The sequence below is a fragment of the Actinomadura livida genome (assembly GCF_014648675.1).
Taxonomy (GTDB): Bacteria; Actinomycetota; Actinomycetes; order Streptosporangiales; family Streptosporangiaceae; genus Spirillospora; species Spirillospora livida.
The window spans coordinates 592,634-614,883 of the sequence record NZ_BMRO01000003.1 but is presented as its reverse complement, the minus strand read 5'-3'; the positions used below and the strand labels follow the sequence as shown (position 1 = coordinate 614,883).

General features: G+C 71.0%; 22 protein-coding genes and 3 tRNA genes. 20 read left to right on the top strand and 5 right to left on the bottom strand.

Annotated elements, in window-relative coordinates:
- Window positions 1–51: 51 nt before the first annotated feature.
- Entirely contained in the window at window positions 52–840 is a 789-nt protein-coding gene (locus IEZ03_RS09600; RefSeq protein WP_184887151.1) for a hypothetical protein, read from the bottom strand.
- Window positions 841–1,414: 574 nt separating this feature from the next.
- On the opposite strand from IEZ03_RS09600, the gene IEZ03_RS09595 reads away from it, so the two are divergent.
- From IEZ03_RS09595 to IEZ03_RS09565, 7 genes are all read left to right on the top strand, one after another.
- Window positions 1,415–2,053, top strand: a complete 639-nt coding sequence (locus tag IEZ03_RS09595; protein ID WP_229808164.1) for a thymidylate synthase family protein — start codon at window positions 1,415–1,417, stop codon at window positions 2,051–2,053.
- A gap of 161 nt (window positions 2,054–2,214) precedes the next feature.
- The gene (gene serA / locus IEZ03_RS09590) at window positions 2,215–3,804 is read left to right on the top strand and encodes a phosphoglycerate dehydrogenase (protein ID WP_184887149.1); all 1,590 of its coding nucleotides are present in this window, start codon (window positions 2,215–2,217) and stop codon (window positions 3,802–3,804) included.
- A 684-nt stretch (window positions 3,805–4,488) separates the two neighbouring features.
- Complete coding sequence (locus IEZ03_RS09585; protein WP_184887147.1) at window positions 4,489–5,160, top strand: (2Fe-2S)-binding protein; 672 nt, start codon at window positions 4,489–4,491, stop codon at window positions 5,158–5,160.
- 38 nt (window positions 5,161–5,198) lie between these two features.
- Window positions 5,199–6,254 (top strand): 3-isopropylmalate dehydrogenase, encoded by a 1,056-nt coding sequence (locus IEZ03_RS09580; protein WP_184887145.1) that lies wholly within the window; start codon window positions 5,199–5,201, stop codon window positions 6,252–6,254.
- Window positions 6,255–6,425: 171 nt separating this feature from the next.
- Window positions 6,426–7,529, top strand: a complete 1,104-nt coding sequence (locus IEZ03_RS09575; protein WP_184887143.1) for a branched-chain amino acid aminotransferase — start codon at window positions 6,426–6,428, stop codon at window positions 7,527–7,529.
- Window positions 7,530–7,773: 244 nt separating this feature from the next.
- Window positions 7,774–9,351 carry a citramalate synthase gene (gene cimA / locus IEZ03_RS09570; RefSeq protein WP_132052941.1) on the top strand — a complete coding sequence of 526 codons (1,578 nt, stop codon included), beginning with the start codon at window positions 7,774–7,776 and terminating at the stop codon, window positions 9,349–9,351.
- 36 nt (window positions 9,352–9,387) lie between these two features.
- Window positions 9,388–9,669 carry a GNAT family N-acetyltransferase gene (locus IEZ03_RS09565; RefSeq protein ID WP_184887141.1) on the top strand — a complete coding sequence of 94 codons (282 nt, stop codon included), beginning with the start codon at window positions 9,388–9,390 and terminating at the stop codon, window positions 9,667–9,669.
- A 6-nt stretch (window positions 9,670–9,675) separates the two neighbouring features.
- On the opposite strand, the gene IEZ03_RS09560 is transcribed toward IEZ03_RS09565, so the two are convergent.
- A complete protein-coding gene (locus IEZ03_RS09560) occupies window positions 9,676–11,007 on the bottom strand; it encodes a cyclic nucleotide-binding domain-containing protein (protein ID WP_184887140.1) in 1,332 nt (443 codons plus the stop codon).
- A 380-nt stretch (window positions 11,008–11,387) separates the two neighbouring features.
- Between IEZ03_RS09560 and IEZ03_RS09555 the strand changes: the two genes are divergently transcribed.
- Complete coding sequence (locus IEZ03_RS09555) at window positions 11,388–11,633, top strand: hypothetical protein (RefSeq protein ID WP_184887137.1); 246 nt, start codon at window positions 11,388–11,390, stop codon at window positions 11,631–11,633.
- Here IEZ03_RS09555 and IEZ03_RS09550 read toward each other — a convergent pair.
- Together IEZ03_RS09550 and IEZ03_RS09545 are read right to left on the bottom strand one after the other, a co-directional pair.
- A complete protein-coding gene (locus IEZ03_RS09550; RefSeq protein WP_184887135.1) occupies window positions 11,611–12,276 on the bottom strand; it encodes a GNAT family N-acetyltransferase in 666 nt (221 codons plus the stop codon). The two genes, IEZ03_RS09555 and IEZ03_RS09550, sit on opposite strands and share 23 nt — an antisense overlap.
- A gap of 137 nt (window positions 12,277–12,413) precedes the next feature.
- Window positions 12,414–13,301 (bottom strand): GntR family transcriptional regulator, encoded by an 888-nt coding sequence (locus IEZ03_RS09545; RefSeq protein WP_184887133.1) that lies wholly within the window; start codon window positions 13,299–13,301, stop codon window positions 12,414–12,416.
- 247 nt (window positions 13,302–13,548) lie between these two features.
- Between IEZ03_RS09545 and IEZ03_RS09540 the strand changes: the two genes are divergently transcribed.
- The 10 genes from IEZ03_RS09540 to IEZ03_RS09495 all read left to right on the top strand — a co-directional run bounded on the left by IEZ03_RS09540 (window position 13,549) and on the right by IEZ03_RS09495 (window position 18,812).
- On the top strand, window positions 13,549–13,752 hold the full coding sequence (locus IEZ03_RS09540; protein ID WP_184887132.1) for a hypothetical protein: 204 nt from the start codon (window positions 13,549–13,551) through the stop codon (window positions 13,750–13,752).
- 46 nt (window positions 13,753–13,798) lie between these two features.
- The gene (locus IEZ03_RS09535) at window positions 13,799–14,134 is read left to right on the top strand and encodes a hypothetical protein (protein WP_184887130.1); all 336 of its coding nucleotides are present in this window, start codon (window positions 13,799–13,801) and stop codon (window positions 14,132–14,134) included.
- 198 nt (window positions 14,135–14,332) lie between these two features.
- Window positions 14,333–14,758, top strand: a complete 426-nt coding sequence (locus tag IEZ03_RS09530) for a DUF6292 family protein (RefSeq protein WP_184887129.1) — start codon at window positions 14,333–14,335, stop codon at window positions 14,756–14,758.
- A gap of 164 nt (window positions 14,759–14,922) precedes the next feature.
- On the top strand, window positions 14,923–15,300 hold the full coding sequence (locus IEZ03_RS09525) for an SEL1-like repeat protein (protein ID WP_184887127.1): 378 nt from the start codon (window positions 14,923–14,925) through the stop codon (window positions 15,298–15,300).
- Window positions 15,301–15,378: 78 nt separating this feature from the next.
- Window positions 15,379–16,725: a cellulose binding domain-containing protein gene (locus IEZ03_RS09520; protein WP_184887125.1), complete on the top strand. Its 1,347-nt coding sequence runs from the start codon at window positions 15,379–15,381 to the stop codon at window positions 16,723–16,725.
- Between the two features lie 22 nt (window positions 16,726–16,747).
- Window positions 16,748–17,512, top strand: coding sequence for a fumarylacetoacetate hydrolase family protein (locus tag IEZ03_RS09515; protein ID WP_184887123.1), 765 nt, complete (start codon window positions 16,748–16,750; stop codon window positions 17,510–17,512).
- 9 nt (window positions 17,513–17,521) lie between these two features.
- Complete coding sequence (locus tag IEZ03_RS09510; RefSeq protein ID WP_184887121.1) at window positions 17,522–18,157, top strand: DUF2461 domain-containing protein; 636 nt, start codon at window positions 17,522–17,524, stop codon at window positions 18,155–18,157.
- Window positions 18,158–18,280: 123 nt separating this feature from the next.
- A tRNA-Gln gene (locus IEZ03_RS09505) sits at window positions 18,281–18,352 on the top strand.
- Between the two features lie 24 nt (window positions 18,353–18,376).
- Window positions 18,377–18,449 (top strand) — tRNA-Glu (locus tag IEZ03_RS09500).
- Window positions 18,450–18,739: 290 nt separating this feature from the next.
- Window positions 18,740–18,812 (top strand) — tRNA-Glu (locus IEZ03_RS09495).
- 47 nt (window positions 18,813–18,859) lie between these two features.
- Here IEZ03_RS09495 and IEZ03_RS09490 read toward each other — a convergent pair.
- Entirely contained in the window at window positions 18,860–19,663 is an 804-nt protein-coding gene (locus tag IEZ03_RS09490; RefSeq protein ID WP_221480846.1) for an SAM-dependent methyltransferase, read from the bottom strand.
- Between the two features lie 186 nt (window positions 19,664–19,849).
- On the opposite strand from IEZ03_RS09490, the gene IEZ03_RS09485 reads away from it, so the two are divergent.
- Both IEZ03_RS09485 and IEZ03_RS09480 read left to right on the top strand, forming a co-directional pair.
- Window positions 19,850–20,881, top strand: coding sequence for an NAD(P)-dependent alcohol dehydrogenase (locus tag IEZ03_RS09485; protein WP_229808163.1), 1,032 nt, complete (start codon window positions 19,850–19,852; stop codon window positions 20,879–20,881).
- A 225-nt stretch (window positions 20,882–21,106) separates the two neighbouring features.
- A complete protein-coding gene (locus IEZ03_RS09480; protein WP_221480845.1) occupies window positions 21,107–22,162 on the top strand; it encodes a LacI family DNA-binding transcriptional regulator in 1,056 nt (351 codons plus the stop codon).
- Window positions 22,163–22,250: the final 88 nt, after the last annotated feature.

Below are 22,250 nucleotides of genomic sequence, written 5' to 3'. Positions count from 1 at the left end.
ACCGGGCGACCGTCACCCGGCGGGCGCCGTGCGGCGAGGGCGCGCCGCAGGTCAGCGTTTGAAGCGGCGGAGGAGCCTCGCCCGCAGCGAGGTGTCGCCGGGGAGCTCGTGCACGATGAGCGCGAGGTGGCCGCCCCGGGTGAAGTAGAACCCGGCGTCCCGCGCGCCCGCGGTGCGGCCCTGCGGCGAGGTCTTCAGCTCCTCGGCGCGCACGGACCCGAAGCGGGCCTCGCGCGTCACGCCCAGCGCCGTCGCCGCGACGTGGGCGTCCCAGCGCCCCGGGTGCACGACGACCGGGTCGATGTGGACCTCGAACCCGCCGGGCCGGTCGTGCCGGGGGTCGGCGGGGAAGCCGTGCTCCTTGCCCGACGTGCGCTCCCGCAGGATGACGTCCACGACCGTCCGGTTCGTCTCGACGCGCTGCAGCGCCGCGAACCCCCGGATGCGGATCCTCTTGCCCTGCCAGGAGACCGAGTCGAGCCGGTGGTCGACGCCGACCTCGGTGGTGATGTCGGCGTCCTGGCGGGGGACGCCGCGCAGGTACGGGTACATCGCGTAGATCCGGCCGCCGACGACGACGGCGCCCCCGGGCCCGCCCTCGACCTCGTCGCGGATCAGCCGCTCCAGTTCCTCGCGCAGGCCGTGCTGGATGCAGAACGCCCTGAGCCGGGCGGACGCGGGCATCGCGGCGCGCACTGCCTCGCTCAGCCCCTCTTCGCCGATGACATGCCGGGTGCCGTCCACGAGCCGCTCCCGCTGGAGCCGGTCGAGGCCCAGGTAGCGGTGGTCGTACACGCGCAGGACGTCGCGCAGGACACTGATGGTGCAGTCCGAGGTCACGTTCACTCCTGATCGGCCGGGAACATCGGTCACGTTAAGGCTCCGGGTCGTTGCACACAGTGAAACCTCGTGGCGTGTCTCCGTCGCCGCCTGTTCGATGTAGCCGTCCGGCCATGGCGACCTGCCTGGCCCGCGACATCGGTCCGCGCGGACGCGCCGGGCGGCGCGTCGCCGGAGCGCTCGCGGCCGGAGGGCCGCCCGACTCACCGTGCCGATAAACTCGGTTTTTGGACAGATTGTCCAAGTGACTGGTGATCCTGTCACGGGTCAGAATGCCGGTGAAGGCACCTGCCGGATAAATTACCCTATCGTTTCGGCGCTCTTTGCCTGATACTTGAAGAAAGCCGTGACGGCCGCGGCCGGTGCGGGGCGAACCTGCGCGAACGTTCATGTGACCGCCGCCGGAGCGGTGTTGGGGCGGAGCGCATGAGTGGTGTGATGCTGTTCAAGAACGACGGAGTGTCACGAGCCGGAGGCGGGACGGAATTCGTCTTCCACCGGTCAATGTCACAGGCAGGTAATTCCCGGTTCCGCGCCGCGGGCCATCGGGCGAATTGCGGCGGGGAGTCGTGACGTGCCGGCGCGAGACGACAGGGCCGTCCGGCGCTGGGAGACCTGCGGGCAGGCGTGGATCGGCGTCCTGCGGCACGTATGGGCGGCCGGCGAGGCCGGCATGGAGGACGCCGGGCCCATCATCGAGGGCCCGCCGGCGCTGTTCGAGATCTCCTCGCTGAGCTGGGAGGACCCGATCCTCCACGAGCACGGCGACCGCACCCGGCTCGTGCGGCGAGCGCAGGAGCGCACCCGCCGCAACGTCCCGGGACGCTACTGGCCGAGGCTGCACGACCTTCAGGGCAACGACCAGATCCGCTGGGTGGTGGACCTGCTGCGCGCCCGGCCGTGGACGACCAGCGCGTGGATCTCCCTGACGATCCCCGGCGAGCCGGCGGACGGGCTGCCGTGCCTCACCGCGCTGTCGTTCCGCATCCGCGGCTACCGGCTGATCATGACGGCGATGTTCCGGTCGCAGAACGTGCACCGGGCCTACCTGACCTACATCCCGCTCCGCGAGGTCCAGCTCCGGGTCTCCGAAGAGCTGGGCCTTCCGGAGGGGCCGCTGCGGGTCTTCGTGGACGTGCCGCACGTCCACGTCGCCGACGCCGAGCGCGTCGCGTCCGTCCTGGCCGCGGTGCCCGAGCCGAACGCGGCCTGAGCCGGCAGGGGACGAACCGGAGTTATCGGTGGGTGTCTCCCTGCCGGGAATCCAGCTCCGCACCGGGAGATAGACTCGCGTGGGGGCGAGGGCACGACGAGGTGACCCGCGACTTCACCTGCACACACCATACGAACATCCACTTCCGAAGGAACGTTTCCTTGAGCAAGCCCGTCGTCCTCGTCGCAGAAGAACTCTCACCGGCCGGGATCGCCGTGCTGGAGGCCGACTACGAGGTCCGCCACGTCGACGGCAGTGACCGGGAGCAGCTGCTGCCCGCCGTCGCCGACGTCGACGCGATGATCGTGCGCAGCGCCACCAAGGTCACCGCCGAGGTGTTCCAGCACGCTAAGAAGCTGCGGGTCGTCGCCCGCGCCGGGGTCGGACTCGACAACGTCGACGTCGAGGCCGCCACCAAGGCCGGTGTCATGGTCGTCAACGCGCCGACGTCCAACATCGTCACCGCCGCCGAGCACGCCGTCGCGCTGCTGCTCGCGACCGCGCGGAACGTCCCCCAGGGCCACGCCGCCCTCAAGCAGGGGGAATGGAAGCGGTCCAAGTACACCGGCGTGGAGCTGCAGGGCAAGACCGTCGGCGTCCTCGGCCTCGGCCGCATCGGCGTCCTCGTCGCCCAGCGCCTCGCCGCCTTCGACATGAACGTGCTCGCGTACGACCCGTACGTCCAGGCCGCCCGCGCCGCCCAGCTCGGCGTGAAACTCGTCACGATCGACGAGCTGCTCCGCGAGAGCGACTTCATCACCGTCCACCTGCCGAAGACGCCCGAGACCCTCGGCCTCATCGGCGACCGCGAGCTGCAGAAGGTCAAGCCGACCGTGCGGATCGTCAACGCCGCCCGCGGCGGGATCGTGGACGAGGCGGCGCTGGAGGTCGCGCTCAAGGACGGCCGGGTCGCCGGGGCGGGCATCGACGTGTTCAGCACCGAGCCCTGCACCGACAGCCCGCTGTTCCAGCACGACAACGTCGTCGTCACCCCGCACCTCGGCGCCAGCACCCACGAGGCGCAGGAGAAGGCGGGCACGCAGGTCGCCCGCTCGGTGAAGCTCGCGCTGTCCGGCGAGTTCGTGCCGGACGCGGTGAACGTGCAGGGCGGCGCGGTCGCCGAGGACGTCAAGCCCGGCCTGCCGCTCGCCGAGAAGCTCGGCCGCATCTTCACCGCCCTCGCCGGCGGCGTCCCGGTCCGGCTGGACGTGGTGGTCCGCGGCGAGATCGCCGAGCACGACGTCAAGGTGCTGGAGCTCGCCGCGCTCAAGGGCGTGTTCGTGGACGTGATCGAGGAGACGGTGACGTTCGTCAACGCGCCGCTGCTCGCCCGCGACCGCGGCGTCGAGGTCACCCTCACCACCAGCGAGGACAGCCCCGACTGGCGCAACGTCGTGCAGGTGCGCGGCACGATGTCGGACGGCTCGGTCGTGTCGGTCTCCGGCACGCTCACCGGCCCGAAGCACGCCGAGCGGATCATCGAGATCAACGGCTACGACATGGAGCTCGTCCCGACCGAGCACATGGCGTTCTTCTCCTACGTCGACCGCCCCGGGATCGTCGGCACCGTCGGCAGGCTGCTCGGCGACGAGCAGGTCAACATCGCGAGCATGCAGGTCGGCCGGGACGTCAAGGGCGGCAGGGCGCTGATCGCGCTGACCGTCGACTCCGCCATCGGCCCGCAGCTCATCGACGCCATCAGCCGCGAGGTCGGCGCCGACATGGGCCGCCGCGTGGACCTGGACGGCTGACCGCCACCAGCGGCGAAACGGCACGGGCGGACGCTCTCCGGCGTCCGCCCGTGCCGTTTCTCACACCCCGCACGGTCTCGAATGGTGAGATTCTTGGCCACGGGTCGGGACAACCCTCGAGATGGCGGGTAATCTCGCAGGTAGTCATGCGGCGCTTCGTGGTAATCCTTCGCTGCCGCAGCGGGGCCTGAACATCGGCAGGCCGGCACCCGCTGCGGAGGCTCTGCCTGGCCGTCAGCCCGATGTCCGCGCCGGACCGTGCGAACCACGGCGTCCCGGCGGCCCTCCGGCACCAGCCCAGCAATCGGAGCGAACCATCATGAACGACACCTGGACCAACACGCCCGAAGACGACGCCCAGGAAGAGGCGGCCCGCGCCCTCCAGACCGCCTTGGACCGCAGAGCTGACTAGTTTGCTTTGCATTGCCTTCGGCGGTCGGGCCCTGGGGGCCCTCCCTTCAACGGGCAATGCGGTGCGATCGCTGCATCGCTTCGGCTCGTCTAGCGGCTCGCTGCGCGATCAGGTTTCTTGCTTCGCTCGAAACCTGCCTTCGGACGCGATCGCGGACCTTTAGGTCGCTGCGGGTTGCGGCGGTGGTTGATGTCGCTGCGTCCGTGGGGTCCGCATAGCGCTTAGACGGCTCTCACCGTCACCTCGGAATCTGGTTTGTGCAGACTGGGGGTGTGGTGGGTGAGGGTGTCGCGGATCTGCTCGGTGAGGTCGCCGGGCTTGGGCCTTACTTCGAGATCGTTACCGGGGCGGCCGTCGGGGCGGGGTGGCGGCCGTTTCCGGATGACGAATGGGTGCTCGGGGCGACCGTCGAGTACGGCGAGCGGCTCGGTACGGGGGAGCGGCGTGTTGCCGCGTCCATCCTGTTCCAGGGACTTGCTTCGCGGTTGTGGTCGCCTGTCGTGGCGGCGGCTGCGCGTGGGATCGTTCCTGATCTAGCGGATCTGCGGTGGCGCTGGGCGCCTGGCGAAGCCGTTGCTCTGGGGCTTGCCGAGCCGCGGGGATGGCGGGTCGAGGGGGTCGGGGAGGCCGCCGACCTTGTTCATCCCATGGTCGTGGACGGGCATCTCAGGGCGTTGCGCGAGACGATGCTGTCGTTCGTCTCGCTTGCGGACGGGCTGGTGTGGGGCAACGCGGTGTCTGCGCTTGCGGGGAGCCTCAACGTCGGGCCGTCTGGAGGGTTCCGGGCGGCGCTCGTGCGGGAGTTGCTCGGGCGTGAACCGCTGGCGGGTGCGGGAGCCTTCGAGGCGGACGGCTTCGTCCGGCGCAACTGCTGCCTCTACTACCGCGTCCCAGGTGGCGGCATGTGCGGGGATTGCGGGCTCTTGTCCCGGAATCTGAGATGAAGGCCCAAGCAGTGAGACGTTTGCAGTAGAGTGCGCCCATGGCTTCCCGCAGCATTCGCCTGGCCGTCATCCCGGGTGACGGCATCGGTCCCGAGGTCGTCGCCGAGGGGCTCAAGGTGCTTGAGGCCGTCGCTCCGACCAGCGGCCTGGCGTTCGAGCAGACCTCCTACGACCTGGGCGCCGCCCGCTGGCACCGGACGGGCGAGACGCTGCCCGACACGGTCCTCGACGAGCTGCGCGAGCAGGAGGTCATCCTGCTGGGCGCCGTCGGCGACCCGAGCGTGCCGAGCGGTGTCCTGGAGCGCGGGCTGCTGCTGCGGACCCGGTTCGAGCTGGACCACTACGTCAACCTGCGCCCGGTGAAGCTCTTCCCGGGCGTCACCACGCCGCTGTCGGGCGTGAAGACGGACGACATCGACATGGTCGTCGTCCGGGAGGGCACCGAGGGCCCCTACACCGGTGTCGGCGGCGTGCTGCGCAAGGGGACCCCGCACGAGGTCGCCACGCAGGAGAGCGTGAACACCGCCTTCGGCGTGGAGCGGGTCGTCCGGTACGCGTTCGAGGTGGCCGCGTCCCGGCCGCGGAAGAAGCTGACCCTCGTCCACAAGGACAACGTCCTCACGTTCGCGGGCGACCTCTACCAGCGCGTCCTCAAGCGGGTGGGCGAGGAGTACCCGCAGGTCTCCACCGACTACGTGCACGTGGACGCCGCGACGATGTTCTTCGTGAACCAGCCGCAGCGGTTCGACACGGTCGTCACCGACAACCTGTTCGGCGACATCATCACCGACATCGGCGCCGCGATCGCCGGCGGCATCGGGCTCGCCGCGTCCGGCAACGTGAACCCCGACCGCACCGCTCCGTCGATGTTCGAGCCGGTGCACGGCAGCGCGCCCGACATCGCCGGGCAGGGCAAGGCCGACCCGACCGCCACGATCCTGTCCGTCGCCATGCTGCTCGACCACGTCGGCGCGGCCGGCGCGGCCCGCCGCGTCGAGCAGGCGGTGTCCGACGACCTGGCCGAGCGCGCCGGGCTCGGCGCCCGCTCGACCGCGCAGATCGGCGACGCGATCGCCAAGCGAGTAACCGGCTAGGGGCACGCCTCCGCCGGAACCGAGCACTCCGGGCGTGCCACGCGGCGCGCCCGGTTTTTCGTGCGCGCGGCGCAGATGAGGAGTGGGACTAGACGAAGTACGACAATAGGGACTAAGGAAGCCGAAGCGGCAAAGGGGCCGCCCCGGCGATCCGCGAGAGGACGAACCGCGATGAGCAGCACCCTGGACTTCGAGATCACGCGCAACGAGCGCCCGGCGAGCGCCGCCGAACGCGAGCGCGTCCTGGCCGATCCCGGCTTCGGACGGCACTTCACCGACCACATGGTCACCATCCGGTACTCGGCGGACCGGGGCTGGCACGACGCGCGGCTGGAACCCTACGGCCCGATCCCCATGGACCCGGCCAGCCAGGTGTTCCACTACGCGCAGGAGCTCTTCGAGGGCCTCAAGGCGTACAAGCAGCCGGACGGGTCGGTCGTCACCTTCCGGCCGTACATGAACGCGGCCCGGATGAACCGCTCGGCCCACCGGATGGCGATGCCCGAGATCCCCGAGCAGCTGTTCGTGGACGCGATCGAGCTCCTCGTCCGCACCGACAAGGACTGGGTCCCCGACACCGAGGGCCACAGCCTCTACCTGCGGCCGTTCATGTTCGCGACCACCCGCGCGCTCGGCGTCAACAGCCCCGCGGACGAGTTCCTGTTCGCGGTCATCGCGTCCCCGTCCGGGCTGTACTACCCGCGCGGGATCAAGCCCGTCTCGGTGTGGCTGTCGCAGAACTACACCCGCGCGGCGCAGGGCGGCACCGGGGAGGCGAAGTTCGGCGGCAACTACGCGGCCTCGTTCGCCGGGCAGGCCGAGGCCGTCGAGCAGGGCTGCGACCAGGTCGTCTGGCTCGACGCGGTGGAGCACCGCTGGGTCGAGGAGGTCGGCTCGATGAACCTCATGTTCGTCTACGGGTCGGGCGCGCAGGCCCGCATCCTCACCCCCGCGCTCACCGGGACGCTCCTCGCCGGCGTCACCCGCGACTCCATGCTCAAGCTGGCCCCCGACCTCGGCATCCCCGCCGAGGAGGGCAAGATCAGCATCGAGGAGTGGCAGTCCGGCTGCGCGTCCGGCGAGATCACCGAGGTGTTCGGCTGCGGCACCGCCGCGATCATCAGCCCGGTCGGCCGGGTGAAGGGCGCCGACCGCGAGTGGACGATCGGGGACGGCGAGCCCGGCGAGGTGTCGATGCGGCTCCGCGGGGAACTGGTCGGCATCCAGTACGGCACCCGCCCCGACCCCTACGGCTGGGTCCACAGAATCGTCTGATCCCGGCGTTCGCGCAGCCCCGGCGCCATGCGCGCCGGGGAATCGCCGTCTCAGCATCCGGACACGCGGCACGAGCATCGCGACCCGTGTGGCAGACTGGACGACATCATGCGCCACAGCCTCGTGATTATCGGCTGGCGCGCCGGCAGCAGCTAACTGGACGACGCCGGCGCGCAGACCTCTCACGTCCGTGAGGGGTCTTTTTTGTGCCCTGGCGCTGATCACTCCCTTGGGGGTTCCGACCATGCAAGGCGACGCGTTCCATGTCTACGACACCACCCTGCGCGACGGCGCACAGCAGGAGGGGCTCAACCTCTCCGTGCCCGACAAGCTCGCCATCGCGCGGCACCTGGACGACCTGGGCGTCGGCTTCATCGAGGGCGGCTGGCCCGGCGCCAACCCCAGGGACACCGAGTTCTTCAGGCGTGCTCGGACCGAGCTGGACCTGAAGCACGCGCAGCTCACCGCGTTCGGCGCGACCCGCCGGGCCGGTGTGAAGGCCGCCGACGACCCGCAGGTGGCCGCGCTGCGCGAATCCGGCGCGCCCGTCGTGACCCTGGTCGCCAAGAGTCACGACAGGCACGTCGAGCTGGCCCTCCGCACGACGCTGGCGGAGAACCTCGCGATGATCCGCGACACGGTCTCCCACCTGCGTGCGGAGGGCCAACGGGTCTTCCTGGACGCCGAGCACTTCTTCGACGGCTACAAGGCCAACCGCGCCTACGCGCTGGAGGCCGTCCGCACCGCCGCCGAGGCGGGCGCCGACGTCGTCGCGCTCTGCGACACCAACGGCGGCATGCTGCCGGACGAGCTGGCCGAGGTCGTCCACGACGTCGTGTCCGCCGGCGTCCGCGTCGGGATCCACTGCCACGACGACTCGGGCTGCGCGGTGGCCAACTCCCTCGCCGCCGTCAAGGCCGGCGCGACCCACGTCCAGGGCTGCGCGAACGGGTACGGCGAGCGCAGCGGCAACGCCAACCTGTTCACGGTCGTCGGGAACCTGCAGCTCAAGCGGGGCATGAATCTCGTCACCGACGCGCAGCTCGGCGAGATGACCCGCATCGCGCACGCCGTCTCCGAGGTCACCAACATCGCGCCCGCCTCGCAGCAGCCGTACGTGGGGCTGTCGGCGTTCGCCCACAAGGCCGGGCTGCACGCCTCCGCCGTGAAGGTCGACCCGGACCTGTACCAGCACATCGACCCGGCCGCCGTCGGCAACGACATGCGGATGCTGGTCTCCAGCATGGCCGGGCGGGCGTCGGTCGAGCTGAAGGGCCGCGAGCTGGGCTACGACCTGTCCGGCGAGAAGGCCAAGGCCGTCGTCGACAAGGTCAAGGACCTGGAGAACACCGGCTACACGTTCGAGGCCGCGGACGCCTCCTTCGAGCTGCTGCTGCGCGAGGAGCTGACCGGCGTCCGGCAGCGGCACTTCGAGGTCGAGTCGTGGCGGTCGATCGTGGAGCGCCGGCCCGACGGGTCCATGGTCAGCGAGGCCACCGTCAAGCTGCACGCCAAGGGCGAGCGGATCATCGCGACCGGCGAGGGCAACGGCCCCGTCAACGCCCTCGACAACGCGCTGCGGATCGCGCTCGGCCGCCTCTACCCGGAGCTGGCGCGGCTGGAGCTCGTCGACTACAAGGTCCGCATCCTGGAGGGCGCGCACGGCACCGACGCCCGCACCAGGGTGCTCATCGAGTCCGGCGACGGTGAGCGCGAGTGGGGCACGGTCGGCGTGGAGGACAACGTCATCGCCGCGTCCTGGCAGGCCCTGGAGGAGGCCGTGACCTACTGCCTGCTCCGCGCGGGATACGACGCGGGCTGAGGGAATCAAACGGGCACCGAACGCATTATCGGGACCATGAGCACCGAGATCAGCGACAACGCCGGGCAGAGCCGCTACGAGATCAGGCTGGACGGGGAACTCGCCGGGTTCGTCACGTACCGGAAGCGCGCCGGCAGGGTCTCCCTCGACCACACCGAGGTCGACCCGGCGTTCAAGGGCAAGGGCGTGGGCGGTTCGCTCGCCCGCGGCGTCCTGGACGACATCAGGGAGAAGAACCTCTCCGTCGTCCCGCTGTGCCCGTTCATCAAGGGGTGGATCGACAAGCACCCCGACTACCAGGACCTGGTGGCCGCCTGACCGGCTTCAGACGGCTCTGAGCTGCGACTCTCCGCCTTCGAGCGTGAGCCAGGCCGACAGCGACGTCTCCTTCAGCCGGACGCGCACGCGCGCGTAGCGGCCGGGGTCGACGAACCCCGGGGCCGACGTGATCACGTTCTCGAACACGAAGTCGGAGGCGACGAACGCGAGGTCGGCGCCCGTCTCGGCGACGCGCTTCTTCACCGCGGGCGCGTCCACCATCCGGCGGGCGGTGATGATCGAGATGCCGGAGACGCCCTTCGGGCCGCGCTGCACGGGACCCACGTGCAGCGCGGCCCGCAGCTGCATCCGGGCGGCCTCGGCGGCCCGCCGGTTGTGCCGGCGCAGCGCCGCGGCCAGGTGCGCGAGCATCGGGTCGACGACCGCCTCGGTCGGCGTGGTCGGCGGGACGACGATGAGGGCGCCGTCGCCGCGGTCCTCCTGGTGGAAGTCCGCGAGGGCGAGGCCCGAGGCGGTGAACGCCTCGTCCAGGAGCCGGTACATGGTCTCCAGCACGTCCCTGCGGTCGGCGTCGGTGCGCACCGGTGAGCTGAACCCGGTGATGTCGGTGATCAGGACCGTGCAGTTGCCCCCCGACCAGTCCGGCAGGACGCCTGTGTCCTGCGCGGGCCGCTCGGTCTGCCGCCGGTAGACCTGCTGCTCCAGGACGCCGCGGACGCGCGGGTTCCCGTCCAGGAAGGACGCGAATTCCCTGGCGCCGACACGGAGCGCCTGGACGTCGCCTTCGGCGGTGACCGTGGCGGACCGGTCCTTGACCATCAGCGCGGCCCGCTCGCCGACGAGCTCGCCCGCGCCCCGGAACGCGATGATCCGCTGGTCGGGGCCCTCCTCGACCGACACCCGCGTCCAGCCGGCCAGGATCACGATGACCTCGCTCGCGGGCCCGCCCTCGCGGCAGAGCACGTCCTCCTTGCCGTACGTGTGGGGGCGCGCCACGGCGTACAGCGCATGCCGCTCGTCGGGGCTCAGCGCTCCCCAGAACGTCGTCCCGTCATAGGAGCGGTCGGGCAGGGGGAGGCGCTCGGCCACCCGGAGGCGGCCGGCGAGCGAGGGCGGGGGAGCGGGCGGCGGCCCGCTCGTCTCCTGCAGCGACCCGGCCCGCATGTACTGGACGAACGCGTTCGTCATGGTCACCGCGGGAAGCGACAGGAACGTCAGGCCGCCGACGACCATCGCTCCCGGCGAGCCGTCCAGTGCGTATCCGAGCAGGACGGCGAGGAGCGTCACGGGGGTCGTGACCTTCGCGTTCAGCAGGCCGGTGCCGCCGTGGGAGGTCGCCTGCCTCCACAGCCGCGCCGCGGAACGGTCGGTGCTCACGAATCATTCCTTCCCCCGGGAAGGTGCGGCGTAGTGTACGCCGTCCTCCCGGCGTTCGTCGTGTCCCCACTTCTCCCAACCAAGAGGCTACAGTGGGAGTCATACGAAGACCATACATTTGATGTATGAAGTCAGGTGACTATGAGCTATCTTGATGGCGACAATCAAGCGAAGACGGGTCAGTGGAGGTTTCCGGGGCAAATGACCGGGGAACCACTAACGTGCACCCTGTACCAGGGGCATGGGTTTGCTGACGGAAGGCTGTATCCTCGCCTCACCCGGCGGCGGCCCCGGCGCCTCCGCCGGACCGGCCCCGCCCCCGATTGGAGTACGCGCTCATGACGAACTCTCGAGCAGCCTCCGACAACTCGGGTGGAACCATGGACGCCGACGACCCCCACCGCGCCGAGGCGGTCCCGCAGGGCGAGCGCGTGACGGTCAACCTGACCGGCAAGGCCGTCCAGTCCCTCCAGCGCCTCCAGGAACTGACCGGTTACAACAAGACCGACTGCATCAACCGGGCGCTGATCATCGCCAACGAGGTCGAGAACATGTCCCGCGAATCCGGCGCGGTCTACTGGCGCGAGACCCCCGACAGCGACCTCATGCTCGTCCGCTTCGTGTGAGCTCCGCACGCCGGCCGGGCATCGCCTGCGGCCGGCGTCGTTCGGTGATCCGGGTGACCGCGCTCGGCGGGCCCGTGCGCAGCGGTTTCTCGAAGAGCGCGCCTGAGGGCGTGTTGTCGCTGGTGGTGCGGATGGCGACGTCCTGGAAGCCCTGGCGGCGGTAGTAGTCGTGGAGTTCGGTGTTGTCGGTCCAGACGTCGATCCGGATCAGCTCGGCATTCCGCTGCCGAGCGGCTCCTTTGCGGCCGGCCCACTCGATCAGCTCGGCGCCCAGGCCGAGGCCGGTGTAGTCGCGGTGGACGACGAGGCGGTGCAGGTAGACGGCCTCGGTCTCGCGCTCTCGCGCGGTCCAGAGCTCCTCGTGGCCGATCAGCCTGATGCTGACGGTGCCGATCAGGCGCTCCCTGTCGAACAGCAGCCACGTCTCGCGGTTCAGCAGGGCCTCGTAGACGCGTTTCCGGCGGTCGTCGATGCTGGGCCAGGGATTGGCCCACTGCGTCGTGTTCTTCTTCTCTCGCAGCCACGCGGCCGCGTGGTCGATGAGCCCGAGGACGTCATCGAGTTCGTCCGGCCGGGCTAGGCGGATGCGGTAGCCGATTCGGGCGGCCCGGCTGCGTTGGCGGGCCCCTGTCTCTGTGTCCACGTGCTCCTGACTCCGGGAAAAGCCGAGCCCCCGCCTCCCGGCCGGTCATGAGAGTGCCTCGGGCTCCCACACGCGGTCGGGAAGGGGGGCGTATTCGAATGGTTGCGAGACCTCCGCCGCGGTCGGGCGGCGGGGGTCTATCCGCTTCCGGCGTCGTCGGCCGGCGGGGATTCGCGCGGAGCGTGGTCGGAGGGGCCCAGGCCGGGCGTCCGGAGGACGTCGTCCGGGACCTTCCCGTTGTTGTAGTGCAGCCGTGTGCGGTCGGCGGGCCATACCGTCACGGTGAGCCGGAACGCCTTGCCGTCGGGGGAGTACGCCGTCCGGACGGTCTCGAAGACGACGTCGGCCGCGGAGTCGCCGAGGTTGAAGAACCGCTTCTCGTTCTCGTCGGGGATCCGGGCCCTGATCTCGTCGTGGAAGCCGACCTCGCTGTAGCCGAGCGTCTCGCCGAGGTAGGCGACCGCGCCCTCGGGGATGTCGCGGGGGTAGAGCAGCCGGGACGCGCCTTCGGTGGCGAAGCTGAGCGGATAGAACGATGTCTGCAGGGCCCAAGGCCGCTCGTCGAGGAACAGCTCTTGGTGGCGGGAGACGAACTCCGAACCGGGGTTCGTCTGGAGGTACCGGGCGATGACCTTCGTGCCCTCCTGGACCTCGACCTTCACCGGGGAGACCGTCACCTCGCGGCTCGCGGGGATGAAGGCGTCCCGGTTGTACCACTGACCCGACCTGTTGCCCGGCGCCAGCCCCAGCTCGGCCGCCGACAGCGTCACGTGGACGATGTTGGGCCGGTGGACGACGAAGGTCCCCTTGCCCTGCTCGGAGACGACGAAGCCCTGCTGCTGCAGCCAGGACAGCGCGTCCCGGACGGTGTTGCGGGACGCGCCGTAGTAGGACTCCAGATCCTTCTCGGGCGGGAGGCGGCGCCGGCCGGACGAGCCGTCCCCGGGCGAGAGGTCCCCGGCCTCGATGCGCTGGAGCAGGTCAGTAGCGATGTCGCGCCAGCGGCGAGGCGTCGTACGGGCCATGGGTCCGCTCCCTTCCCGGCCTGCTCACGTTCGTGCCCCCGCCCCCGACGAGGGATGTACATCGAACCGGACTACATGATCTAAACAAGTAGTTCCCGGCCAACGTGTTTGCAACCTCGAAAAAGGGTAACACCTTTGGTGAGACACTTGTTGGTACAAGTCAACCAGCTAAGAACCCGGACAACACTAGCAGTAGGAACTTTCGGATGTAAGAGATATCCCGAACCAGTCGGAGGAGGGTTCAACCATGCTGGTCGCCCTGTGGGTTCTCGTTCCCACCGCACTGTTCCTCGTCTTCGTCCTCAACGTCCTGCTCATGGGCGTGCGCACGAAGAACCTGCGATTCGCCAGCCGGGAGGCCAGGCCCCGGCCGTCGCTCGGCCGCATCGCGCCACTGGTCAACGTGGTGGTACCGGTCGGCGAAGCACGGTCGGGCCCCCGCACCACATGATCTCCGGTCGCCGCGGGGCGGGCCGCTGACCTAAGGAGAGTTCGAGGTGGAAGAGAGTCGGACAGAGCCGGCGCCGGGTGCGCCGGGCGTGTGGGAGGAGCCCAGCGAGTGCGCGGACGCGCTGCTGGTGCTGACGCCGGTTCCCGCGCCTCGCGTGCGGGAGCCGTGGCCCGGAGGCGTGCACGTCGTGGTCACCGGGATCGCGGTCCTGGTGATCACGGCCGAGCTGGGACGGCGCGCGGGCGTGCCGGCGCGGCTGGCGGCGGCCTGCTCGGCGGCGGGGTTCGCCGCGGTCCTCGTGCCCCGGCTGGCCTACGCGGCGCCTCCTCGCCCCCGTATGCGGCCGCGGCATCGCCAGGCAGTCGCCCTGGCGGCGCGCTGACGGCCCCGCGGGGGCGACGGGGCCCCCGCGCACGGCACCGTCCGGTCTCCCCGCCCGATGACGAGGGGTAACGAAGGGAGGAATGGGGTGAAGGGGGCTGTTCGTGCTGCCTTCAGGAAGATTTCTACCCCAGGAAACGGGACATAACGGATCTTTTCCCTCATACTTCTAGGAGACGGAAGAGAGAGGGATGATCCAGTGATCGGCCGTATTCGCCCCCTGCCTCACCCGGACCCCTTCGTCGAAGCCACCCGCGGATACATCACCCGTGTCGGTGACGCGCTTCAGGAACGGGGAACGCCGCTGTCGAAGGTGTGGCTCGACCCCTCGCACCCCCGGGACGCGACCTTCGTCCTCGGGCTCCAGGCCCTCGTGTGGAACGAGTCCGAAGGATTCGTCCTCGGCGAGTACATCTCCGGTGAACCCGGCGTCCGGACGGTCCTGCGCGACCCGGTCCGGCTCGGCGGAGGCGTCCTGCCCGACCCTCGCGCCGTCCCCGCGCTCCTGGAAGGCGGCGTCGCGGCCGGGCCGCCGGTCCCGCTGCGCCCCTTCACCGCGGGCCACGACGGGTTCGAGGACCGGCTCGCCCGCTACTCGTATGGCGAAAATCGGTCGTTCGACTGAACGGGGGTCTTTGCGCCGGTAACGGAATGCTTCCGGAGGAATTTCGCCAAACATGGCGAAAGCGGTGGCGGATTTCGGGCGGAGCGTCCACCATGGGTTCCGCACGGCGCGTGCGAGCCTTCCGCGCGCCGTCATCCACCGACCCGAACCACCGGAGTGATCGCATGCCTGTCCGACGCTGGAGCCCCGAGGATCTCGGGCGTCCGACGGACGGCACGTGGGCGGACGTGGCCTTCGGCCTGGGGGAGATGTACGAGCGCGAAGGCGATCTGAAGCAGGCCGCGGACTGGTACCGGCGCGCCGCCGAGTCCGGCCGCCCCGCCGCCGCGCTGCGGCTCGGCGCCGTCCTCGGGCGCAGGGCGGACGCGGGCGCCGCCGACGAATCGGTCTCGGCCGAGGACCTGCTGGCCGAGGCCACCCGCTGGCTCAGCGGCGCCCAGAACGCCACCACCCCGGACGCCATCGAGCTCATCACCGACACGCTCAACCGGCAGCTGCGCCAGGCGGCCCGCCGCGGCCTGGAGCCGACCCCCGCCGGCTGACCGGTTTGCGGTACCTCTGAACCGAATCGCCGTGCCCGTCGTCGGACTCCATGAGATCGACGAGTGGAGGGTGACGAGTTGAGCGGCGAGGAGCCCGGGTACGTTCCCCCGGACCACAAGACGACCGCCGAGTTCCGCGTCCGCGGCCGGGCCGCCGAGTCCGAGACCGCCGCGGCGGGCCCGGAGGCGACCTTCGTCGACCGGCCCGTGGACGACCTCGTCGGATCCGGAGCGACCCTCCAGGACGTCCCGCAGGACGATTCCGAGGACGACCTGGACGTGACCTTCCAGGACTCGCTGATCCCCGGCCTGGACGACGAGGCCCCCGCGACCCCCACCGACGGCCCGGGGACCTTGGACACCGTCACCGACGGCCCGGAATCCTCGAACACCGTCACCGACGTGCCGCTCCCGTCCGTGCGGTCCGCGCCGGAGGCGGCCGTGTTCGCGATGCCCGCCCCGGCGTACGCGCAGGCCCCGCCCCCGCCCGAGCCCGCTCCTGAGCCCGCCGTTGAGGAGGAACCGGCGGCGCTGGAGGAGCAGGCGCCGGCCGGTGCGGAACCCGCCGCCCCTCCGGACGGCGCAGGGGGGCCCGTGCCGGAAGAGGGGCCGTGGACGGGGCAGTTCGCCGCCGAATCGGAGATGCCGGCCCCCGCCGCGCCCAGCCCTGCCCCACCGAGTCCCGCCCCATCAAGCCCTGCCCCGCCGAATCCCGCCGAGCCGAGTCCGGCGTTCGCGTACGCGATGCCCGGGGCGCCGCCGCAGGAGACGATGCCGCCCGCCGCGTCGCCGTCCGGCGCGGTGCCGCCGTCCGGCACGCCGCGGTCGAAGGGCCCGCTGCTGCTCGTCGCGCTGGCCGGCGGCCTGGTGGTGCTCCTCGCCGTCGCCGGGGTCGCGGTGCTGCTGCTGACCGGCGGGTCCGGCAAGGACGACAAGGCCGGGGCGGGCACCTCCCCGGCGGCGTCCGCCCCGCCGGCCGAGGGCGGCGGACCGGCACCGGCGACGCCCGGCGGCCCGTCGCCGAGCGGGGCTCCCGCCACGCCCCCGGTCGGCGGGGCGCCCGGTGAGCAGCCCGCGTCGCCGGTGGTGCCCACCGCGCCGATCGGCCCGGTGCTCCGGGGCACCGGCATCACCTACCAGCTCGTCCAGCAGGACGAGGGGTACTTCGAAGGCCGGATGGTCATCACCAACCGCACCGACGAGCCGATGAAGACCTGGAAGCTGACGTTCCGCACCCCCGGCGCGGACGTGAAGAACATCTGGGGCGCGAAGCTCGCCAAGGGCGGCGAGAAGGTCGAGATCAAGAACCTGGACGACGCCCCCGCGATCCCGCCCGGCGGCACGTGGGAGGTCCAGTTCGGCGCGGCCGGCGCCACGACGACCCCCAAGGGCTGCAAGCTCAACGGCAGGGCATGCGGCTTCTGACCGACGCACTAGGCTTTCGAGCATGCGTATCGCCAGGTTCTCCACCGACGACGGCATGGCCTTCGGCGTGGTGGAGGAGGACACCGTCGCCGCCATCGCGGCCCATCCGTTCGGTGAGCTGACGTTCACCGGGCAGCGTTTCCCGCTCGCCGACGTCCGGCTGCTCGCGCCGATACTGCCGAGCAAGGTCATCGCGATCGGCAAGAACTACGCCGCCCACGCGGCGGAGATGGGCGGCGAGGCCCCGGCCGAGCCGATGCTGTTCGCCAAGCCGTCCACCGCCGTGATCGGCCCCGGCGAGGCGATCATGTACCCGCAGAAGCTGTCGGAGCGGGTCGACTACGAGGGCGAGCTGGCCGTCGTCATCGGCCGGATGTGCCGCGAGGTGCCGGCGTCCCGCGCCGCCGACGTCGTCCTCGGCTACACCTGCGCCAACGACGTCACCGCCCGGGACCTCCAGGCCAGGGACGGGCAGTGGACGCGCGCCAAGGGGTTCGACACGTTCTGCCCGCTCGGCCCGTGGATCGAGACCGAGGCCGACCCCGCCGACCTCGCGATCTCCACCACCGTGAACGGCGAGGTCCGGCAGGACTCCAGCACGTCCCACCTGCTGCACGACGTCCCGGCCCTCGTCGAGTACGTGAGCCAGGTCATGACCCTGCTGCCCGGCGACGTCATCCTCACCGGCACCCCGGAGGGGGTCGGCCCGCTGGACATCGGGGACGAGGTGACGGTCACCATCGACGGCGTCGGCAGCCTCACCAACCGGGTCATCGCCCGCGACTGAGGGGGAGCCGTGGCGTTCAAGGGATTCACCCGCGAGACGTTCGAGTTCTACGAGGGCCTGCAGGCCGACAACAGCAAGTCCTACTGGTCGGCCCACAAGGACACGTACGAACGCCACGTACGCGAACCGATGACCGAGCTGTGCGCCGAACTGGAGGACGAGTTCGGCGCGGTCAAGCTCTTCCGCCCGTACCGCGACCTCCGGTTCAGCAAGGACAAGACGCCCTACAAGACCCACCAGGGCGGCCATACGAGCGAGGGCTTCTACCTCCAGGTCGACGCGGACGGGCTGCTCGCCGCCGGCGGGATGTACGCCCCGACTCCCGAGCAGCTCCGCCGCTACCGGGACGCGGTCGGCTCCGAGACGTCCGGCGGCGAGCTCCAGGCCGTCGTGGAGGAGCTGCGCGCCGCCGGGATGGAGATCGCCGGCGACCGGCTCAAGACCCGCCCCCGCGGTGCGCCCGCCGACCACCCCCGCCTGGAACTCCTCCGCCACCGCTCGCTCTACGCGCACGAGGGCTGGCCCGCCGACCCGTGGATGCGGACGCCGGAGGTCGTGCCGAGGATCAGGGAGGCGTGGCGCCGCCTGCGCCCGCTCGTCGACTGGGGACGGCGCCACCTCGGCGCGCCCGGCGACACCCCCTGAACACGCCCCGGCGCGACGCGCCCCGCCCGCCGCGCCAATCGTTTTGGTCGCGGTCGCAACCTCCTGTATTCTCATCGGGACGCGAGCGACCGGCCGGAAACGGAACGGGCGCTCGTACCTCACTGGGGTATGGTGTAATCGGCAGCACGAGTGATTCTGGTTCACTTAGTCTAGGTTCGAGTCCTGGTACCCCAGCTGCGTCCGTTTCCGCGGACATGCGCCCCCGTCGTCTAGTGGCCTAGGACGCCGCCCTCTCAAGGCGGTAACGGCGGTTCGAATCCGCTCGGGGGTACTGGCCTCGTCTTACTCGACGGCCTTTGGCCGTCTTCGCTTTCCTGGTGTCTTCCAGGGGGCGACCCCCTGGAACCCCCGGGTGTTCGGGCTTCGCCCTCACGGTGGTTGCCGTTCGCGCCCAATTTCCACATCTGCGACGTCCAAGTCCCTGTCCGGGGAGAACGCTCCATCGTCTTCGACTTGTCGTCGAATCTTTGGGGGCGGGGTGGAAATCGGTTCGAGGTGGTGGGGTGAGTCCGGTAAGGTGGGGCAGGCCCGAGCGGGAGATCGCCCGGGTGCAGTAGTCCGGCCCCCGTCGTCTAGTGGCCTAGGACGCCGCCCTCTCAAGGCGGTAACGGCGGTTCGAATCCGCTCGGGGGTACCGTGGAGCCGCAGATCGGATGATCTGCGGTTTTTCTTTTGCCCTCCCTACGGCTTCCTGCCCACGGCGCCGAACGCGTCGACGGGCTCGGGGGTCTCCAGGGTCGTCGACTCCGGGCGCCACAGCGGGCACGAGACCAGGCCCGGCTCCACCAGCTCCAGGCCCTCGAAGAAGCGGCGGATCTCCTCCGGCGAACGCAGCTGGTACGGGACCGCGCCGCCCTCGTTGTAGTCCTCCTGCGCGTCCTCGATCGCGTCCCCGGCGAAGACGCTCGTGCCGTCGTTCAGCGAGAGGTAGCTGCCGGACGGCAGCGGCTCCAGCAGCGCCCGGACGATCGAGCGGGCCTCGTCGCCGTCCGGGACGTGCCCCATGATCCCGCTCAGGATCAGGGCGACCGGACGGCCGGGATCGAGCGTCCGCTCGGCGACCTTGAGGATGTGCGCGGGGTCGTGGAGATCGGCCTCGACGTAGTCGGTGACGCCCTCCCGCGTGCTGGTGAGCAGTGCCCGCGCGTGGACGAGCACCAGCGGGTCGTTGTCGACGTAGACGACCCGGGCGTCGGGAGCGACGCGCTGGGCGACCTCGTGGGTGTTGTCCACGGTGGGCAGCCCCGTCCCCACGTCGAGGAACTGGCGGATGCCCGCCTCGGCGGCGAGGTACCGGACGGAGCGCGTCAGGAACAGCCGGGACGCGCGGGCGACGTCCACCACCCCCGGGAACGTCTCCCGGTACTGGTCGCCCGCCGCGCGGTCGACCGGGTAGTTGTCCTTGCCGCCCAGCCAGTAGTTCCAGATGCGCGCCGAGTGCGGAACGCTCGTGTCGATCCGGTCCATCGCCGCGTCGTCCGTCATCAAGCCTCCTTGAACGTTGGGATGAGGAGTCCCATCCTGGGCCCCCGGCGCCGCCCCGTGGAACCGGAACGGCCCGATGAGGCCAACAAGATCGCGCGCGCCGCCCGCTCCGATGGTCGGGCCCGGCCGCCTCGGGTATGCACGCCGCGGAAAGCGGTGCACGCCAGCCACACCGAGGAGTGCTTGATGAGTGCGATGCGGGCCGTCCAGGTCGTCGGCTACCACGAGAACCTGCGCATGGCGGAGGTCCCCGTCCCCGAACCCGCGGAGCCCCTCGACGTCGTCGTGAGGATCGGCGGTGCCGGGGTGTGCCGCACCGACCTGCACATCCTCGAGGGCCAGTGGGCCGAGAAGTCCGGGGTGGAGCTGCCCTACACGATCGGCCACGAGAACGCCGGATGGGTGCACGCCGTGGGCTCCGCCGTGACCGGCGTCGCCGAGGGCGACAAGGTCATCCTCCACCCCCTGGTCACCTGCGGGCTGTGCCGCGCCTGCCGCTCAGGGGACGACGTGCACTGCGAGAACAGCCGGTTCCCCGGCATCGACAGCGACGGCGGCTACGCCGACTACATCAGGACGACCGCGCGCAGCGTGGTGAAGCTGGACGAGTCGCTCGAACCCGCCGACGTCGCGGCCTACGCCGACGCCGGCCTCACCGCGTACCACGCGGCCGCCAAGGCCGCGCGCCGGCTGACGCCGCGGGACCGCTGCGCGGTCATCGGATCCGGCGGCCTCGGGCACATCGGCGTCCAGGTGCTGAAGGCCCTCAGCCCCGCCGAGCTCATCGTGGTCGACCGCGACCCGGGCGCCGTCGACCTCGCCACCTCGATCGGCGCCGACCACGGCGTCGTCGCGGACGGCGACCACGTCGAGAAGGTCCTCGACCTCACCCGCGGCGGAGCCGAGGTCGTCGTCGACTTCGTCGGCGAGGGCGGCACCACCGCCGAGGGCCTGCGCATGCTGCGGCAGGCCGGGGACTACCACGTGGTCGGGTACGGGGAGAACATCGACGTCCCCACGATCGACGTCATCTCCGCCGAGATCAACATCATCGGCGACCTCGTCGGTTCCTACAACGACCTGTGCGACCTGATGGCACTCGCCGCCCGCGGCGCGGTCACCCTGCACACGGAGAAGTACGCGCTGGACGACTTCCAGTCCGCGATCGAGGCGCTCGACGCCGGCCGCGTCCGCGGCCGCGCCATCCTCACGCCCTGACGCGCTGGCCGCCCGGTCTCGCGCGGCCGTCCCGGCAGGCCTTGTTAGCGCTATCGGTTTCCGGCGTCAATGGGTCGATCCCGCTGGGGTCGGCCGGTCGGCGGAGCGGGCCATATTTCCCTGTTCCAGGGACGATCCGCCGCATCTTCCGGGCTCCGGGGTATTGACACGGCAGAGCGTTATCGCAAACATTCTCGCCAAGCGTGTTGGGAGCATGGAGGCACGATGGGCGAGTCGACGGGGCGGCGTCCGGCCGATCGGGGCCCTGCCGAGGGGCGCCGCGCCCTCATGGAGGACGTGGCCGCGCTGGCCGGCGTCTCGGCCATGACGGTCTCCCGCGTCCTCAACTCGCCCGAGAAGGTCCGCGCCTCGACCCGCGCCCGGGTGCTCGCCGCCGTCCGCGCCCTGGACTACCGGCCGAATGTGGCCGCGCGGGTCCTGGTGACGGGACGGTCGGGAGTCCTCGGCGTCGTCAGCTTCGACACCACGCTCTACGGGCCGGCCTCCACCGTGTACGGCATCGAGCGGGCGGCGCGCGAGCACGACTACGTGATCAGCATCGTCAGCCTGAGCGCGCTGACCCGCCGGTCGATCGGGGAGGCCGTCGACCGGCTGCGCGGCCAGGCGGTCGACGGCATCATCATCGTGGCGCCGCACGTGTCGGCGGCCGAGGGGCTGCGCGGCCTCCCCCCGGAACTGCCGATCGTCGTGGTCGGCGCCGCGGAGGAGCTGCCGTTCCCGCTGGCGGCGGTCGACCAGCACGTCGGGGCGGTGCGGGCCACCCGGCACCTCCTCGACATGGGGCACGAGACGGTCTGGCACCTGTCCGGGCCGGCCGACTGGGTCGACGCGGACGGCCGGGTGGCCGGCTGGCGCGCGGCGCTGGCGGCCGGGCGGTGCCGGGAACCCGCCTCGCTGGTGGGGGACTGGTCGGCGCAGTCCGGCTACGACCTCGGCAGGATGATCGCCCGTGACCCGTCCGTCACCGCGGTGTTCGCCGCGAACGACGCCATGGCCCTCGGCCTGCTGCGCGCACTGCGCGAGGCGGGCCGCCGGATCCCGCAGGACGTCAGCGTCGTCGGCTTCGACAACGTCCCCGAGTCCCCGTACTTCTCACCGCCCCTGACCACCGTCCGGCAGAACTTCGGCGAGATCGGGCGGCACGCCTTCAGCCTGCTGATGGACCGCATCGGCCGTCCCGCCGCGGACGGCGCCCCCGGCCGGCGCCTCGTCGGCCCCGAACTCATCGTCCGCGAGAGCACCGCGGCCGTCCGCGCCTGATCAGCCGTCCGCCCCGTCCGCGTCCACCGCCGTCATGTTAGCGCTAACAAAGACTTGACCGCCCCACGTCCCACCCCTCGAAGGAGAA

Bases quoted from the DNA above. Each gene is read 5' to 3' on its own strand.
- IEZ03_RS09540 (WP_184887132.1), top strand. From the start codon at position 13,549: ATGCTGGTCGCCCTGTGGGTTCTCGTTCCCACCGCACTGTTCCTCGTC.
- IEZ03_RS09485 (WP_229808163.1), top strand. From the start codon at position 19,850: ATGAGTGCGATGCGGGCCGTCCAGGTCGTCGGCTACCACGAGAACCTG.
- IEZ03_RS09525 (WP_184887127.1), top strand. From the start codon at position 14,923: ATGCCTGTCCGACGCTGGAGCCCCGAGGATCTCGGGCGTCCGACGGAC.
- IEZ03_RS09515 (WP_184887123.1), top strand. From the start codon at position 16,748: ATGCGTATCGCCAGGTTCTCCACCGACGACGGCATGGCCTTCGGCGTG.
- IEZ03_RS09480 (WP_221480845.1), top strand. From the start codon at position 21,107: ATGGGCGAGTCGACGGGGCGGCGTCCGGCCGATCGGGGCCCTGCCGAG.
- cimA (WP_132052941.1), top strand. From the start codon at position 7,774: ATGCAAGGCGACGCGTTCCATGTCTACGACACCACCCTGCGCGACGGC.
- IEZ03_RS09575 (WP_184887143.1), top strand. From the start codon at position 6,426: ATGAGCAGCACCCTGGACTTCGAGATCACGCGCAACGAGCGCCCGGCG.
- IEZ03_RS09555 (WP_184887137.1), top strand. From the start codon at position 11,388: ATGGACGCCGACGACCCCCACCGCGCCGAGGCGGTCCCGCAGGGCGAG.
- IEZ03_RS09565 (WP_184887141.1), top strand. From the start codon at position 9,388: ATGAGCACCGAGATCAGCGACAACGCCGGGCAGAGCCGCTACGAGATC.
- IEZ03_RS09580 (WP_184887145.1), top strand. From the start codon at position 5,199: ATGGCTTCCCGCAGCATTCGCCTGGCCGTCATCCCGGGTGACGGCATC.
- IEZ03_RS09490 (WP_221480846.1), bottom strand. From the start codon at position 19,663: ATGACGGACGACGCGGCGATGGACCGGATCGACACGAGCGTTCCGCAC.
- IEZ03_RS09545 (WP_184887133.1), bottom strand. From the start codon at position 13,301: ATGGCCCGTACGACGCCTCGCCGCTGGCGCGACATCGCTACTGACCTG.